Annotated in this window: 16 protein-coding genes and 2 pseudogenes; 3 read left to right on the forward strand and 15 right to left on the reverse strand. The window is 34.8% G+C overall.

Translation table 11 applies throughout. The annotated features are described in order from the left end of the window. Positions 1-191: 191 nt before the first annotated feature. Complete coding sequence (locus AC625_RS12085; protein WP_049681494.1) at positions 192-1,112, reverse strand: iron-hydroxamate ABC transporter substrate-binding protein; 921 nt, start codon at positions 1,110-1,112, stop codon at positions 192-194. A 279-nt stretch (positions 1,113-1,391) separates the two neighbouring features. Between AC625_RS12085 and AC625_RS12090 the strand changes: the two genes are divergently transcribed. Further along, on the forward strand, positions 1,392-1,643 hold the full coding sequence (locus AC625_RS12090) for an anti sigma factor C-terminal domain-containing protein (protein ID WP_049681495.1): 252 nt from the start codon (positions 1,392-1,394) through the stop codon (positions 1,641-1,643). A 30-nt stretch (positions 1,644-1,673) separates the two neighbouring features. Next, entirely contained in the window at positions 1,674-1,826 is a 153-nt protein-coding gene (locus AC625_RS28575; protein ID WP_082191259.1) for an anti sigma factor C-terminal domain-containing protein, read from the forward strand. A 296-nt stretch (positions 1,827-2,122) separates the two neighbouring features. Here AC625_RS28575 and AC625_RS12095 read toward each other — a convergent pair whose 3' ends face one another. The 7 genes from AC625_RS12095 to AC625_RS12130 all read right to left on the reverse strand — a co-directional run bounded on the left by AC625_RS12095 (position 2,123) and on the right by AC625_RS12130 (position 8,240). Beyond that, a complete protein-coding gene (locus AC625_RS12095) occupies positions 2,123-2,761 on the reverse strand; it encodes an NUDIX hydrolase (RefSeq protein ID WP_049681496.1) in 639 nt (212 codons plus the stop codon). A 200-nt stretch (positions 2,762-2,961) separates the two neighbouring features. Further along, on the reverse strand, positions 2,962-3,264 hold the full coding sequence (locus AC625_RS12100; RefSeq protein ID WP_049681497.1) for a hypothetical protein: 303 nt from the start codon (positions 3,262-3,264) through the stop codon (positions 2,962-2,964). A gap of 1,124 nt (positions 3,265-4,388) precedes the next feature. Then, positions 4,389-4,820, reverse strand: a complete 432-nt coding sequence (locus tag AC625_RS12110) for a DUF3139 domain-containing protein (protein WP_053178092.1) — start codon at positions 4,818-4,820, stop codon at positions 4,389-4,391. A 187-nt stretch (positions 4,821-5,007) separates the two neighbouring features. Then, a complete protein-coding gene (locus tag AC625_RS12115; RefSeq protein ID WP_049681498.1) occupies positions 5,008-5,823 on the reverse strand; it encodes a lipid II flippase Amj family protein in 816 nt (271 codons plus the stop codon). A 299-nt stretch (positions 5,824-6,122) separates the two neighbouring features. Then, positions 6,123-6,554 carry an arsenate reductase (thioredoxin) gene (gene arsC / locus AC625_RS12120; protein WP_049681499.1) on the reverse strand — a complete coding sequence of 144 codons (432 nt, stop codon included), beginning with the start codon at positions 6,552-6,554 and terminating at the stop codon, positions 6,123-6,125. Between the two features lie 38 nt (positions 6,555-6,592). Next, positions 6,593-7,888 (reverse strand): arsenic transporter, encoded by a 1,296-nt coding sequence (locus AC625_RS12125; protein ID WP_049681500.1) that lies wholly within the window; start codon positions 7,886-7,888, stop codon positions 6,593-6,595. A 13-nt stretch (positions 7,889-7,901) separates the two neighbouring features. Beyond that, positions 7,902-8,240 (reverse strand): ArsR/SmtB family transcription factor, encoded by a 339-nt coding sequence (locus AC625_RS12130; RefSeq protein ID WP_156187519.1) that lies wholly within the window; start codon positions 8,238-8,240, stop codon positions 7,902-7,904. A 470-nt stretch (positions 8,241-8,710) separates the two neighbouring features. Here AC625_RS12130 and AC625_RS12135 point away from each other — a divergent pair, with 470 nt between their 5' ends. Continuing rightward, positions 8,711-9,106, forward strand: coding sequence for a DUF3888 domain-containing protein (locus tag AC625_RS12135; RefSeq protein ID WP_049681502.1), 396 nt, complete (start codon positions 8,711-8,713; stop codon positions 9,104-9,106). A gap of 367 nt (positions 9,107-9,473) precedes the next feature. Here the strand turns inward: AC625_RS12135 and AC625_RS12140 are convergent, their stop codons facing one another. The 7 genes and pseudogenes from AC625_RS12140 to AC625_RS28380 all read right to left on the reverse strand — a co-directional run. After that, positions 9,474-10,772, reverse strand: coding sequence for an MFS transporter (locus AC625_RS12140; protein WP_049681503.1), 1,299 nt, complete (start codon positions 10,770-10,772; stop codon positions 9,474-9,476). A 111-nt stretch (positions 10,773-10,883) separates the two neighbouring features. Next, the gene (locus tag AC625_RS12145) at positions 10,884-11,543 is read right to left on the reverse strand and encodes an ArsR/SmtB family transcription factor (RefSeq protein ID WP_049681504.1); all 660 of its coding nucleotides are present in this window, start codon (positions 11,541-11,543) and stop codon (positions 10,884-10,886) included. Positions 11,544-12,117: 574 nt separating this feature from the next. Beyond that, positions 12,118-12,519, reverse strand: a complete 402-nt coding sequence (locus AC625_RS12150) for a hypothetical protein (protein WP_049681505.1) — start codon at positions 12,517-12,519, stop codon at positions 12,118-12,120. After that, entirely contained in the window at positions 12,506-14,005 is a 1,500-nt protein-coding gene (locus tag AC625_RS12155) for an FTR1 family iron permease (RefSeq protein ID WP_049681506.1), read from the reverse strand. The genes AC625_RS12150 and AC625_RS12155 overlap by 14 nt, the downstream gene beginning before the upstream one ends. Positions 14,006-14,284: 279 nt before the next feature. Then, positions 14,285-14,347, reverse strand: a pseudogene (locus AC625_RS28580) (cation transporter); the annotation flags it as partial. Further along, positions 14,337-14,468 carry a hypothetical protein gene (locus tag AC625_RS27800; protein WP_245644996.1) on the reverse strand — a complete coding sequence of 44 codons (132 nt, stop codon included), beginning with the start codon at positions 14,466-14,468 and terminating at the stop codon, positions 14,337-14,339. The pseudogene AC625_RS28580 and the gene AC625_RS27800, both read right to left, overlap by 11 nt. 40 nt (positions 14,469-14,508) lie before the next feature. After that, positions 14,509-14,607: pseudogene (locus AC625_RS28380) on the reverse strand (hypothetical protein); the annotation flags it as partial. Positions 14,608-14,612 lie beyond the last annotated feature (5 nt).

The raw sequence follows: 14,612 nt of genomic DNA on the forward strand, positions 1-14,612 counted from the left end.
ATTTTTCACTCCCTGCCAAAATTAATAGAAACGGGAACCATTGACTTGTATCCTACAACCAACGAGAGGTAACATTTTCAGCCGTTATCTCTTTTTGCCTTGTATTTTTATATAGAGGCTGAGTAGTTACAAGGGGATAAAAAAAGGAACACAGAATACTGAGAATTCATATTCTGCGTTCTTTTTTTGTTTTATTTTAAAAATTGTTCTTCAAAATATTTCAATTGGTAATCTAAAGTTACAGAATCGTTAAACAAAAAGGCATTCGCATCCACTTCAATTACATGGTTGTTCTTCACTGCAGGCATTCCTTTATATAGTTTTGTCTCTTGATAAGAGTTATCTTGGTCATTGTATTTACTAACAATCAAGTAGTCCCCAACATAATCAGGTAATACCTCAGAAGAAATCATGTAGTATCCTTCTTTACTTGTCATTTCCTTTACTTTTTCAGGCATTTTTAGATTCATTGCTTGATATAAAACTTCTGTACCTCGTCCCCAACTATCACCAAGAATACCCATATCTTTATCATAACTTTCCATTACAGTAACAGTTGAATTTTCACCAATTTTAGCCTTAATTGCGTTTCCTACTGTATTTGCACGTTTTTTGAAATCATCAATCCAATTTTGAGCTTCCTTTTCTTTGTTTACCAACTTACCAATTTCTAAGTGTTGTGTTAAATAATCTACTTTATTGTAAGTATAGGTAACTGTTGGAGCAATTTCTTTCAACCTATCTAGGTTTTTATTATCATTTGCTCCAATAATTAAATCGGGTTTTAATTCAATAATTTTTTCTAAATCCTGATCTGAAACGGCAGGGACATCTTTTAATTGATCTTTAAACAATGGACTTTTTTTAGACCATTCTTCTACCCCTACGATATTGACGCCTAGTGAGATTAAATCTCCTGCATAGCTAGTCAATACGACTACTCTTTTAGGGTGAGCGGGAACTTTAATAGGACCATTTTCAGATTGATATGTAATCGTTTCGTTTTTGTCCTCTTTATTTACATCGCCTGCTGATTGACTTTTTGTATTATTGCCGCAGGCACTAATAATAAGAACAAAAATTAAGATGAATGGTATTAATATTTTTTTCAAATTTAGTTTCTCCTTTATGTACGGTATCATTCCAACCTTTTTATTATTGATAATGATAATCATTTACAATTAAAATAATAGTATTCTTCTAACCCAATGTCAATACCTATTAAACCCAACTGTAATCTGAAACCTTCAAATGGCGATTTGGCGATATGATACGGTTCTCCGCAGTATCTCTAAATGAGGGGGCTCTTTTTTGCTATAATCGCATTAAAATTACTAAGGAGATTACTTTATGCATATATGAGCTGTTTACAAGTAATAGGTGGGGAATATTTGACGCTTACTTATAAAAAATATATAAATGATTTACCACAGCTCGATGAAATGGACAACCGGAAACTAGCTGAAATGGGAATCTCTTTCGATCAAAGTTACACTCTTGAACAAGCCAAAACAATGTTGCCATCAAATGTTCACCCTGTGTGGTACTGGGTAGATACTTATTCTGATAAGGATAGGTTATCTGATGAACATCCTATGCCAGAATCAGCTAAGTATGATATACGGTTTTGGTCCAGGTATTGATAACGGTAATGTGAACGAGAAGTACTTTTTATCTTCGTAAGAAAGGAAAAAGAGAAACCAGTAAAAAACGATGTAAAGATACTCGGTGTTGTTGTAACTGGAACAGCAGAAAACTTAAAAATCTTAAAAGAACAAAATTATATAAAATCAGCTACATTAGGAGTTGTGGCAAATAAATATTAGCAAGTTGAGGACTGCTCATAAGAAGGCTATTTTAATCATTTTTTGTACTGTATACGATATACAAATCTTTTTAACATAAAGTCTCTTATAGGCAATAAAAAAGGGTCTTCGATTTGTTATTATCCCCTTATAGAAACAGTATAATCCTTTCTTTTTACTGTCCACTATAAGGGGGTAATAACAGTTGGAAGATCCTTTTAGCTGCTTGTTAAATTAAAGCGCCTGATTGCTGAAGATTATTTCTAGTTAAATTAGTATAAAAAAGAGTATTTCACCTTAAAGAAACGCCCCTTTACTTAAGAGGTTTCTATCTGTTTAATATGTTCTTTTATTTTTTGGATAATTGCTTTATAAAATGAAATTTGATGTGGTACGAATTTATTCCTTCCCACATATTCTTCAATCAAGGTCTTATTACCATCTTTATTTATTTCAAATCCCTTTATTTCAATTGTTTCTCTTTCACCTAACCAAAGTTTTGTAAAGTCGTTAAATTCTGCTTTCACAATACCTGAAACTTCTTCTACTTGAAGTGTAAAGTCATCAAATGTATTCTCACTCTTATATAAAAAAACGTTTGCTAATTCCTTATCAATAAAGTTTTCTTTAATTACACAATAATCAAATACTCCGAACGATACTAATTCATCAAAAGGGACATCAATTCCAATTTCCTCCTTTATTTCCCTTACACCATCCCTAACCGTTTCATCAGCCAGTAAATGTCCAGCAGCAGTAATATCCAAAAGATTTGGATAGTCTTTTTTTATATCACTACGAAGCTGTAGATAGATATAATCTATTCCTTTTTCATTGCTGACGAACCAGCAATGAAACGCTTCATGCCAATATCCAATTCTATGTACATCCTTACGGGAAGAAACACCTATTTGGTTTCTGTCTTCGTCAAAAATTTTTAATTGTTCATCTTCCATACTTTATATCCCCTTTCATGAAGGTACCAATATTTTCCATTTATGTTACCATAAACTCCCCACTGTTCTGTAAAATCCCCTCATACAAAAGAGGCTCCTTTAAAGTACGCCCGATTACGGTGAAGATCGTTGTTCGTTAATGATCACCTCAATTTCATAAGTGATCTTCGATTAAAGTGGTTGAAAAATGAAACCAAAATTTATTCAGAATAGAACCAAGGGATAACTGGTGGGATTCCTGCTTCAGGTAAAAGATAAACAAAGACGAAATACAAACAAATTAATACACCAAAAAAAGAAACCAAAATAGAAAGTAAAGGTTTGACTCTTTTTATAATTCCATATATTCCACTAACAAAGCTGGCTAAGCCAAGGAATAGCTCGAAAAATGCCACTGGATATACGAATAAATGTTCCATTATAGAAATTCTAATATTGTTAAAGATAGAAATAACCGAGATAAATAAGACTTGTAAAATTAATCCCCATACAGGAATACTCAATTAAAGCCGCCACCCTAACTTACAAAATTTCATACAAATTATAACAAAAAACAATCATAAAATAGCATGATGGCGAATGCCATCTATAAAACACCTCAAAAACCCGGTCCGAAAAAGTGCATTTTTCGGACCGATTTAACCCTAAACTCATTTACCTTCTAAAATATATGGTTAATTGCTGCTCTTCCTCAACAATATGGTCCGTTTTCTGAATAAGGTTTCTAAGGAACACATGAATGCTCTATACAAATCTAGCTAACATAAAGTTAATTTTCGGAACTTCCGAAATATACCCCCCTTGGTGGTCAAAGGGTTCCGAATGGTCCATTTTTATCGTTTATACATGATTTTATACATTGTTGATGAATCAACAATGTATAAAAAAGTGGTGTTTCATGCAAATTCTTCTTTCACTAGTCGAGTAGAAGGGAACCTCTCTACCTTGCGGTAGATTGTGTTCCTCCCCCCTCACAGAACCGTGCTTGCGCTATTTACGCACACGGCTCCTCCAGTCACCATTCACAAAATATAGCTAATCTCTTTCGCTCAGATTTTGCTAATTCTGCTATCCTTAATAGTTTTGTGTCCATTTATTATCCCTACCTCTGCGTGTAGTAAATGTGCCCCTAGTAAGGGTGATAACTTGGTAGCAGCCTTTCCTCCATCGGCATTACCCAACTTCATTGGTACTACGCTGCTATCCGACTCCCTACAATGGCATTTGGCTTCCTTGCTTATTATCGCTTGTACACCATACTCTTCTATAAGAAGAAAAGACCGGTAGGGTCTCCCGAGTTGCCGTATCATATCAATGTGTGACGTGCCAAGGTCTCTGACTCCAGAGAGGTTCTATCCTTCTTGCCTTTAACGATGGATAAAATGTAGCTTTCTGCTGTGCTTAAGGCATCAGCCCTCTCGATTTACTAACATTATGGAGCTCAATCCCTTCAACCATTTGGCTTTCGGCCCGCCACCTAACTGTCTACGCTTAAAGGCTAATGTTACCATTAGCCCTCCAAGACTCGCTACGAGTGAATGGCTAGTTCTTTCTCGACGGGAATCCCACCCGCTATATGATACGACCTAGGCTCGGCCGCACAAGCACTCATTAGTTGAATAAAAATTTAATTTCTATTGTCTAAATATCCTATACATTCACTTTCACTATGATTGGTTTTCTCCGTTGTCATATATCCATATGTATTTTTAGCAATCAAGGTTTCTTTCTCACAAAACTGCACAACGTTTTTCTCCTTTTTTGTTAAACCATATAAATATTCCAATTGAGGTTCATCCTTAAAAATCACCTCATAGTGTTCATGATAAACACTGTGATTGACCCCGTGTTTTGGCGCTATTCTTTGTTGCTTTACTATATCTTCACCCGTGTACCCCAATTGCTCCAAATGAGCTGGAATATGCTTATTAACTAGATAATTATGATAAGGATTTCCATTATTAAGAAGATACATCGTAATAAAGAGAAACGAGACTATTCCTATGAGAATAATACCTAAAATTATGTTTAAAACATTTTTTTTGGTTAACAAACCCATAACACCCCTTCTTTTTCATCACTTCACCATAACAAGACTATTGAAGTATCCTGCACCTTTAGTGGAAAAAGGATTTTTTCCGAACGTATGACATTGTATATTTTCGTACATAAAAAAGACCACAATAGTGTTTTTTACCTAATGTAACTAACACACCTGCTAGCTCAATAAGAAAATCAAATAATTACTAGACAATAAATTTAGTAAACCACGCTATATATTCTGCTCCTGGAATAAAAAATAATTGGGCGAGTATCGTTCCTAGTAAACGAGAAGTAATCATCATAAGGGATACCCCCTTGAGTTTATCGTAACTTCCCTTTTGATTTATTACGTCATCGGCAAGAATAGATATTTTAGGGTCAATAAAGATTATTAGTAAAATAGTAGCTATACCATTAATAAGACCCGAAGCCATAATAGCTGTAGATGCTCTTTCGGGAGCTAATAATGCTGCATATAAAGCAGATAAGACTCCAATTGTATAGATTGCAGTTATTACCATGTTAATGATAAACAATCTTATCGGAATATCTTTCAATCTAAAATCCTTTAAGTAAGACAGCCTTGGTAAATGAATGTGTTTTACTCCACGCTTTATGTATTCAAGAGTTAATCCTTTTTTTATCAAAGAGGGAATTGAACCTCTTTCTTCAGATAAATGAATAATCGCTCTTGAAAATATTGCAATAAATGTAGGAAGCAAGAGAATTCCTATTATTGTTCCCAGTGTGGATGAGCAAATAATGACTCTATATTGATTTTCTACAAACTCTAAAGTATTTACTTTAGGAGCATTATCAATAAGGCTCCCTGTAAAAGGTTGTTGCATCATATTTGCTAGTCGGGAGACCATAACCATCAAATTAAATAAAGATAAAGCTGAAGCTAACAATCTTACTCTTGCACCAGATAATCTGACGGCATAGGCAAGTGTTTCGATCGAGTGGATTATAAATATAAATAGTGATATAAGTATTAACTTTTCTGTAAATAGTCCCAAAATAAAATTACCCACTTTAGTATTTTTATAATAATTTTACCATGTTTTTCCGTAAATTTCTTTATGCAACTATCCTGCACCGCTGATTAAAGGATGGTCTGAATATATGATTTTAGTTATTTTCGTACATTCAGAAGAGTGGTTTAATCCATTTAATATTGTCTTAAGACAATTAACATAATTGATCTTACCGAAAACAGTAAAAAGAAAAAATCCATTTATTTGATCAACCAAAACCAAATAAGTGGATTTCAAATAAATATAACCCGTCTTATATTCATTGTTCGTTTTTCTTACCTTTAGCTTATTAACGATGAAGTTGTTTCAGCAAAATGTTTGATTTTGTCACCTATTTCATCGCGAACCCGTTGGAAAAATGCCCATTTTTCTTCATCCGTTCCTTTAGCTTTTGCAGGGTCATCAAAACCCCAATGTTCACGTTTCACATTATGTGGTGTCATCGGACATTTATCAGCCGCATCACCACATAATGTTACAACTAAATCAGCATTATTTAAAATTTCTGGGTCAATAATATCGGATGTTTGATTTGATATATCCATTCCTACTTCGTTCATGGCTTTTACTGCATTAGGATTCAGTCCGTGCGCCTCAATTCCAGCACTTCGAACCTCCCAATCATTGCCTAAATGCTTTTTAGCCCAACCTTCAGCCATTTGGCTCCGGCAAGAGTTTCCTGTACATAAGAAATAGATAGTTTTTTTAGACATAGTAATGAATCTCCTTTTACTGTTAATTTAATTATTGATTACACTATAAGTAACCACAGATATAGTCCTAATAAGGTTATAAACAATACTGGTAATGTTAAAAAAATTCCTGTTTTAAAATAGGTACCCCAGGATATTTTTACACCTTTTTGTGAAAGTACATGCAACCACAATAACGTTGCTAAAGAACCGATAGGGGTTATTTTAGGTCCTAAATCGGAACCAATTACATTTGCATAGATAAGAGCTTCTTTAATTGTTCCAGTTGCTGATGTATCTGATATTGCCAAAGCATCAATCATTACCGTTGGCATGTTATTCATAAGGGAAGAAAGAATTGCAGCCAGGAACCCCATCGTCATTGTTGCAGCAAATACACCTTTATCAACCCCAATTTGAATCACATCTGCAAGTAAGTTAGTAAGCCCTGCATTACGAAGACCATAGACAACAACATACATCCCAATTGAGAAAAAGACGATTGCCCAAGGGGCTCCCTTAAGAATTTGTTTAGTATTAACTACTGAACTACGTCTCGCCATTAATAAGAAGAAAATAGCAATTATACTAGCGATAATAGATACCGGGATATTCAAAAAATCACTGGCAAAGTATCCAATTAACAATACACCGAGTATAATCCATGATAAATGAAACATTTTGTCATCACGAATCGCTTCAACCGGTTTCTTTAGTTGAGTTAAGTCATATTGTTTCGGAATGTTTCTTCTGAAATATAAGTACAAAACAAGAATAGTAGCAACTAAAGAGAAGATGTTCGGAACTATCATCCGGGAAGCAAATTCACTAAAACCAATACCGAAAAAATCTGCGGAAACGATGTTTACCAAGTTACTAACGACTAAAGGCAATGAAGTAGTGTCAGCAATAAAACCACTGGCGATGATAAAGGGAAAAACCATTTTTTCATCTAATTTCAACGCTCTTACCATTGCAAGAACAATGGGTGTTAAGATGAGTGCAGCCCCATCATTTGCGAAAAATGCTGCCACGATTGCTCCCAATATGGATACATAGACAAACATTTTTACTCCGTTTCCCTTTGCTACTCTTGCCATATGTAGAGCAGCCCATTCGAAAAAGCCTATTTCATCAAGAATAAGTGAAACAATGATAATAGCTATAAATGCAAGGGTTGCATTCCACACAATCCCAGTTACATTCCAAACATCATGTAGATCAACTACTCCAACGATAAGTGCTAAAATAGCTCCACCACAAGCAGACCAACCAATGGATAAATTTTTTGGCTGCCATATTACAAGTACAAGCGTCACCAAAAAGATGACAGATGCTAAAACCGGTTGTAACACAATCTAACCTCCATTAATTACACGATATTTTTAATCCTTGTTGTTCTAACCAGATGAGCTTCTCTTTTTGGTCCGGGATATGATTTAAAATATCCTGGATTAATGAAAAATAAGTAGTTTCACGGTTCAGTGAGTAGATAACCCACTGTCCTTTTTTTTGTTCAGTTACTAATCCAACATCTTTTAATTTCCGTAAATGCTGACTTATAGCTGGTTGAGACATTTTAAAAATATCGACGAACTCACAAACGCAACAGTCATTAATTAAAAGGAGCCCCATCATAGAAAGTCTAGTTTCATTACCTAAGAGATTTAATATTTTAGCAGTTCCCTCTATCGATTCTTTTCCCATTTTCACACCCCTAACATATGTATATAAGCAATTAATTATATAATAAATCACTTATATAAAGAGAAGCAAGTATAAATTAGGGAAGTAAATATAAGCCCGTTTATATTTACTGTTGAGGCTTCATTTTTGATAATAAAAAAATGAGATACATCCAGCTCCCGATAGTTCAAGATGGTAAAGTGAAAGTATGATTTTGTATATTTACGTACATTGAAAAGACCACCAAAAAGGGGCTTTTTCTTGAACTGATGTCACCCATTAGCTTAATAAGCTAGATAAAAAACTCCTCTTATTTTATTTCAAGAAGAATTTACATAATCACCCTTATGGGTACTGAAAGGGGATCTTCGGTTGGAAGATCCTTTTAGCTGTTTGTTCAATTAAAGCGCCCTTTAATTGAATACCAAATCACATAAATTCATTTTTGTAATTTGGATAAAATAAGAAAAAGCCTATAAGCGAGGTTCCTTATGAAAAAAAGCCTTTTAATATTAATTACCTTCTTGACTCTTTTCTCTTATTCTCCCGTCCAAGCCGAAACCGTATCTAAAAATGATATACAGTTGCATGATGACTTGATTTTCATTATGTTTTATCCCTCAATTCAACAGGAATTGAAGAAGCAATATGGCGAAATTAAACAAAATTATTGTGGTGAAATAACCCAAATTAAGAAGCTGCCACAAGGCAGTTACTTATTTAATGTCACCGTGCAGGTAACAACATTTGAAGGTGCTCACGATCCTCCCAATGATTTAGTGGCGATCACTTTTAGTAATGAAAAATCCATAGAGTGGCAGGCTATTGATTTCAAAAGAAGAAGGTTAAAGCCAAATGAAATAACTAAGTGCAGACATCCTTTGTAAAAGGGGTGTCTTTTTTTTTCAGCTAAATGGCCCTTTAATTGAACAAGGCCTTAAAGGGGTAGAGTCAGGGAAGTGCGGATTTACAACGATTAGATTTTGGTACAAGCCTTATGAGACAATATTAAGCCTAATTAATATGTGAATTAATTGTAAAATGACAATGAAGTTATTTTATTATAAAGCTCAGACAAGCATAACCCCGTTATAAATTTAGGTCGGGGTTAAAAATATAGTTGTTTAATATTGATGTAAGATACTTCACTATACTAAAAAATATAACAATAAAGTTGTTTAAAAATCTAAGTTTTATTCCACATTAGCGCTCGATTGTTGAATTAGAACTTATCTGCTTAGTTTATGTAAGGTTTCAATTTTTATATTTCAAGACTTTATTTTTTCCTTTATGAGACCATATAACCACTGGAATGAGTAATAAAGACAAAATTCCCCCAGTTAATGATAATGTTGTGTAACTTGAATTAGCAACAATCATTCCAGACATGGCTCCACCAGAAGCTCCTGCCAACGCAATAAAGACATCCAATGTACCTTGAGTCTTAGCACGTGTTGATGTTTCTGTTGAGTCAACAATTAGAGCAGTTCCACTTATTAAACCAAAATTCCATCCTAATCCAAGTAAAGAAAGAGCAATTATTAGGAGAACCATAGAATCACTTGGTGCAATCGCTGCTACTAAACCTGCTAGAAGTAATGTAACTCCAGAAGCAATAGACATAGCAGTTCGACCAATCTTATCAACAAGAATTCCCGTAACAAGGGAAGGAAGGTACATTGATCCAATATGAAAACCAATAACAAGACCGACTTCTCTTAAACTATGACCATGATGTGCCATATGTACTGGTGTCATTGTCATAATGGCAACCATCACAATTTGAGTAAGTACCATAACTGTGGCACCAACTGTAACTCCTCTTTTATTCTTTATTGGTTCTGTAGTTTCCGAATGCCCTTTGGGTTTTTGTTTTTGTTTTTGTTTATTCTCATCAATCATTTTTGCGATAATTAGTGGGTCTGGACGAAGCATAACGTAAAGAACAAGACCAGCTAATATAAATGCAACTGCAGATAAAATAAATGGACCAGCAAGTGCTGGAACACCAATAGAAAGAGCAAAATGTCCCATTACATCCACTAAGTTTGGACCTGCAACTGCACCAAACGTTGTAGAAACCATTGCTATACTAATAGCTGTAGCTCGTTGTTTTTTATTTGCTAAGTCCGTCCCTGCATAACGTGCTTGTAAATTTGTCGCTGTACCTGCACCGTAAATAAGAAGGGAAGCAAATAAGAGAAAAATACTATTTGTTATCGCTGCAATCACAACACCAATTGCACCAACCCCACCTGTCATAAAACCTGTTGTGAGACCTATGCGACGTCCATAACGGTGTGAAAGCTTCCCTACAATTAAAGCTGCTCCTGCAGAGCCTAAAGTAAATAATGCAGCTGGCAGTCCAGCAAATGCATCTGTTCCCAGAATTTGTTGAGCAAGAAGTGCACCCACAGTAATTCCGGCAGCTAGTCCTGCCCCACCAAAAATTTGTGAAATACTAACTATTAATAAAGTCCGTATGTATAATTTTTTTTGTTTTTCTGAAGAATCTACAAAACTCTGGGTTAAATCATAAGTATTTCTAGACATTTCTAAACCCCTTCTTTCGCAAAATTTCATCCACAGCTTAAAAGGTTACCGTTTTGTCAGTCTATTCAACAAGCTATACAATGCTTCCTAATTTAATATCAATCTCCCAGGCTAGTTCAATTGTTTTGTGAATTGTTTCCAGTCATGAACACTTTCTTCTAAACGAAATGCATTTACGCCACTGGATTTTAAAAGTTCAACTGCTTCAACTGACATTAGACAGTAAGGTCCTCTACAATAAGCAACAACATCACAATTGGTCGGTAAAAAAGAAAGCTTTTCTTTTAATTCTTCAATGGGTATAGAAACAGCACCAGGAATATGAGATTCTTCATATTCTTCCTTCGGTCGTACATCTAACAATAAAACTTCACCCTTATCCATCCGATCCTTAAGTTCTGAAAGAGAAACCCCATCCAAATCAAATTGGTTATTTAAGAACTCTTGTTTAATTTGTTGAACTTGTACAAATTGTTTTTCGGATAAAGTATGCAAAACTGATAAAAAGTCCAAAATTGCTTCATCGGCTAGCTCGTATATGACGTAGTTACCTTTCTTCTTAAACTTTACCAATCTAGCATTAGAAAGAGTTTGCAAATGTTGAGAAACATTCGCAACAGACATAGTTGTTCCTTTTGATAAAGCTTCCACAGACTTTGGTCCTTGAGATAAAAGGTCAAGAATCTCTAATCGTTTTGGGCTAGAAAGACTTTTACCTATTCTTGCAAACTCTTGATACAATAAATCTTTTAATTTTCGTTCATTAAACATAAAAATCACCCTTTATCTATTCAAGTATTTTATTGAATACTTGAATTTTAATTCTAACGGCAATCTATTGTCAACAAATATTATTCAACTAACCTGCCACTGTAGCTTTGTAAAAAAGTTTGATCAAAACTTTTATTAATTTCCTTAGCGTTGTAAATCCGCATTTACCTGATACTACCCCTTAAAGTATCACGTGAATACTCTATGCAAAGCTAGTTAAGTCCGAGGGGCATCACTGCCCCTAACTCCCCTAAGAACCGTACGTGATAGTTTCCTATCATACGGATCAAGCCTTCTTTTTATCTAAACAACTCTTTTATTTAACACAAGGTGTATGTACTAGCTTATCCAGACGGAAATGAATGGGAATTCTTCTACACAAAAGGTGGTGTAGAGACTATCGCTACTGCGTTCAAATGTTGTGGAACTCAATCAACCAAGGAAGAAATAAAAACCTCCTCTTGCTGTTCATAACCCTAAAAAGTGGCATCATCTTCTTGAACGGGTGCTTATTAGCCGAATTATCTTTATTAAAAAAATTGCGGTAAATCCTAATAGGAGTTACCGCGTTTTGTTATTTTAATTTTTCCACATCAGATAATACCGTATCAAGTTCATCTGCTGCTTTATTAAGGGTTTGTTCATCAAGTGGTTCTGTTTTTGCCCCCGCTTCAATTGTATGAAGTGGAGTTTCAACTTTTTCATATAGATCGGCACTCTTATCTTTCACTTCATCTTCAAATGTTTGCCATGATTTTTCTAGATTTTCTCCACTTGCTTTTACTTTGGTAGCATCCTTTGCATCTAATTGAGTTTTCAAATCAGCGATTGTTTGTCTCATTTCCTTCGCACCATCACTAATGGAAACTGTTGTCTTTGACTCCTCTGTCTTTTTGTCTGTATTTGCTCCACCACACGCAGCCAATGTTAAAGAAGTGGCAAATAAAATTGGAACGATTAATTTACGCGATTTCATTTAAGTTTCCTCCAGATTGTAATTTTACTTTGTTATCTTTCCTTTTATTTACTATTGCAGCAAACGCCGCAACAACTAGCAATATCATCTGTGGAATAAAACTCTCCCAGGTTGAATATAAAGCAAAAAAGTCAATCGTTGGAATTGGTGCTTGGGTGGCAGGTAATAGTCCTGCTAGCTGAAGCCCATGAATCCCCATCCCTGTAAACTTAAAGCATAAGTAAAACATTAAAATACTTGAGACTAAGAAGAATGGACGCATCGGAATTTTCAAACCTACCTTAAGTATGAGGTAAGATATAACCACAAGTATGAGCAATCCAATGGCAATACCCAATAAAAGAGAAGTCATTTTTATTGAAGAAGTCATTCCGATAAAGAATAAAACTGTTTCCGTACCTTCACGAAAAACGGCAAGAAAAGATAAAAGAGCTAAAGAAATTAAGCTTCCAGTATCCAATGCTTTGGTACTTTGGGTACGAATGTACCTCTGCCATTCTGAAATACTTGATTTACTATGAAGCCAATAGCTCATGTATAGAAGCATAACTGCTGCAAATACCCCAGTCCAGCCTGCAATTAAGAAGTTGTTACTTCCAAACGCTCCTGCTGAAAATAACAGGTTTACAATAGTCCCAAGAATAATACTTACTCCTATTCCTGATCCTACCCCTATCCAAATCCATTTGCTTTTCTCTTCATGACCCGCTTTTCTTAAAAACCCAAGCAAGGCGACAACGACAAGCAATCCCTCTAATCCTTCACGCAGAAGAATCGTAATCACATCCATCATGTTATAACTTGTCTTCGATACAAGTGGTGAAAGATAATCTCGCATTCCTTCAATTGTCTTTTTAGCTCCTGATACATCATTGGAGGATAGCATCGAGTATGACGCAACCATATCCCTTTCTGCATCACCGTATATTTTGGAAGATTGGGTAAGGACAACACCTTCGACATTCAACCAAGATTGGCGGAATTTTTCTATATCTCCCTTTGCTCCCTGAATATCATTGTCCTTAATTTTTGAAAGCGATTGATTAAGCAAAGAGACCAAATCCGCTACATCACCCTTTTGAGCAGAGCTGTCACTACTTTTATCGGACGTTACGGTAAACTTACCGTCTATAAACTTTTGATTTATGTTTTTTAATCCTATAAGTGCATTTTTAACCTTGTTTTGATTTATTGGTTGTTGAGCCAAGGCAAATGATACTTGCCCCATGTTGTCTTCAATATCATGGTAAGCCTGCTGTGATTGTTTTTTAACTCCATCTTCAATTGAGAGCCAAGTGGTTCTAAAGGACTTGAATTGCTCGGAGGCTGCTTCCATTTCTCCCTTATCCACTGATTGAATAGTTTGAATAATTATATTATTTGCTTGCTGCATATCATCCGATGCACTAGCAGCAAAACTGTTAATTGGAAGGACGATAAAACCTATAAGTAAAATCAACAGAGTAGTAAATAGCTTGCTCCTCATAATTTCCTCCTTATGTACACCATTAATTTTTTAAGTTCCTATTTCATTAAATTAATAATGAAAATCATTTTCAATTGGCTCTAAAAAATTATATTTTAATTGAGAATGAAAGTCAATGTTATTTTTTTCGAACATAATGGTTGTATGGAAATTGTAAAAAAACTTTGCAGATATAAAATATTTAGTGGTCAGGTAAGGCAAACAAAGTATAACTGTAAAAACTGTTTTATTAGCTTAAAAAGGGAAAGTTCCTTTTCGGCGTTTCTCTTACCTTTCTCCTCACAGTTTTACTCTTTGGAGTCGTAAAGCATTCAATACGACAGAGACAGAACTAAAAGCCATCGTGATGTATTAGAAATATCATCGGCCCCTTCACCAAAGCCCCCATTGCATCTGTGTCTGGTAAAATTACGGAAAATTCTTCTCCACCAAGCCGAGCTACCAAATCTATTGTCTGCTTCACTGTTTTCTCTAAATAAACCTGCGACTTGCTTTAGACAATCATCCCCTACATAATGACCATAGGAATCGTTAAATCCCTTATTGGAATCACATTGCTCTTTTACTGTTTTTAAAAGTGATATTTGTTTTGTAGTTGCCAAACTTT

The organism is Peribacillus loiseleuriae, assembly GCF_001183985.1.
Taxonomy (GTDB): domain Bacteria; phylum Bacillota; class Bacilli; order Bacillales; family DSM-1321; genus Peribacillus; species Peribacillus loiseleuriae.

Coding starts and splice junctions, on each gene's coding strand:
- AC625_RS12150 (WP_049681505.1), bottom strand. CDS start 12,519: ATGAAATCGCGTAAATTAATCGTTCCAATTTTATTTGCCACTTCTTTA.
- AC625_RS12135 (WP_049681502.1), top strand. CDS start 8,711: ATGAAAAAAAGCCTTTTAATATTAATTACCTTCTTGACTCTTTTCTCT.
- AC625_RS12130 (WP_156187519.1), bottom strand. CDS start 8,240: ATGGGAAAAGAATCGATAGAGGGAACTGCTAAAATATTAAATCTCTTA.
- arsC (WP_049681499.1), bottom strand. CDS start 6,554: ATGTCTAAAAAAACTATCTATTTCTTATGTACAGGAAACTCTTGCCGG.
- AC625_RS12145 (WP_049681504.1), bottom strand. CDS start 11,543: ATGTTTAATGAACGAAAATTAAAAGATTTATTGTATCAAGAGTTTGCA.
- AC625_RS12155 (WP_049681506.1), bottom strand. CDS start 14,005: ATGAGGAGCAAGCTATTTACTACTCTGTTGATTTTACTTATAGGTTTT.
- AC625_RS12095 (WP_049681496.1), bottom strand. CDS start 2,761: ATGGAAGATGAACAATTAAAAATTTTTGACGAAGACAGAAACCAAATA.
- AC625_RS12140 (WP_049681503.1), bottom strand. CDS start 10,772: ATGTCTAGAAATACTTATGATTTAACCCAGAGTTTTGTAGATTCTTCA.
- AC625_RS12110 (WP_053178092.1), bottom strand. CDS start 4,820: ATGGGTTTGTTAACCAAAAAAAATGTTTTAAACATAATTTTAGGTATT.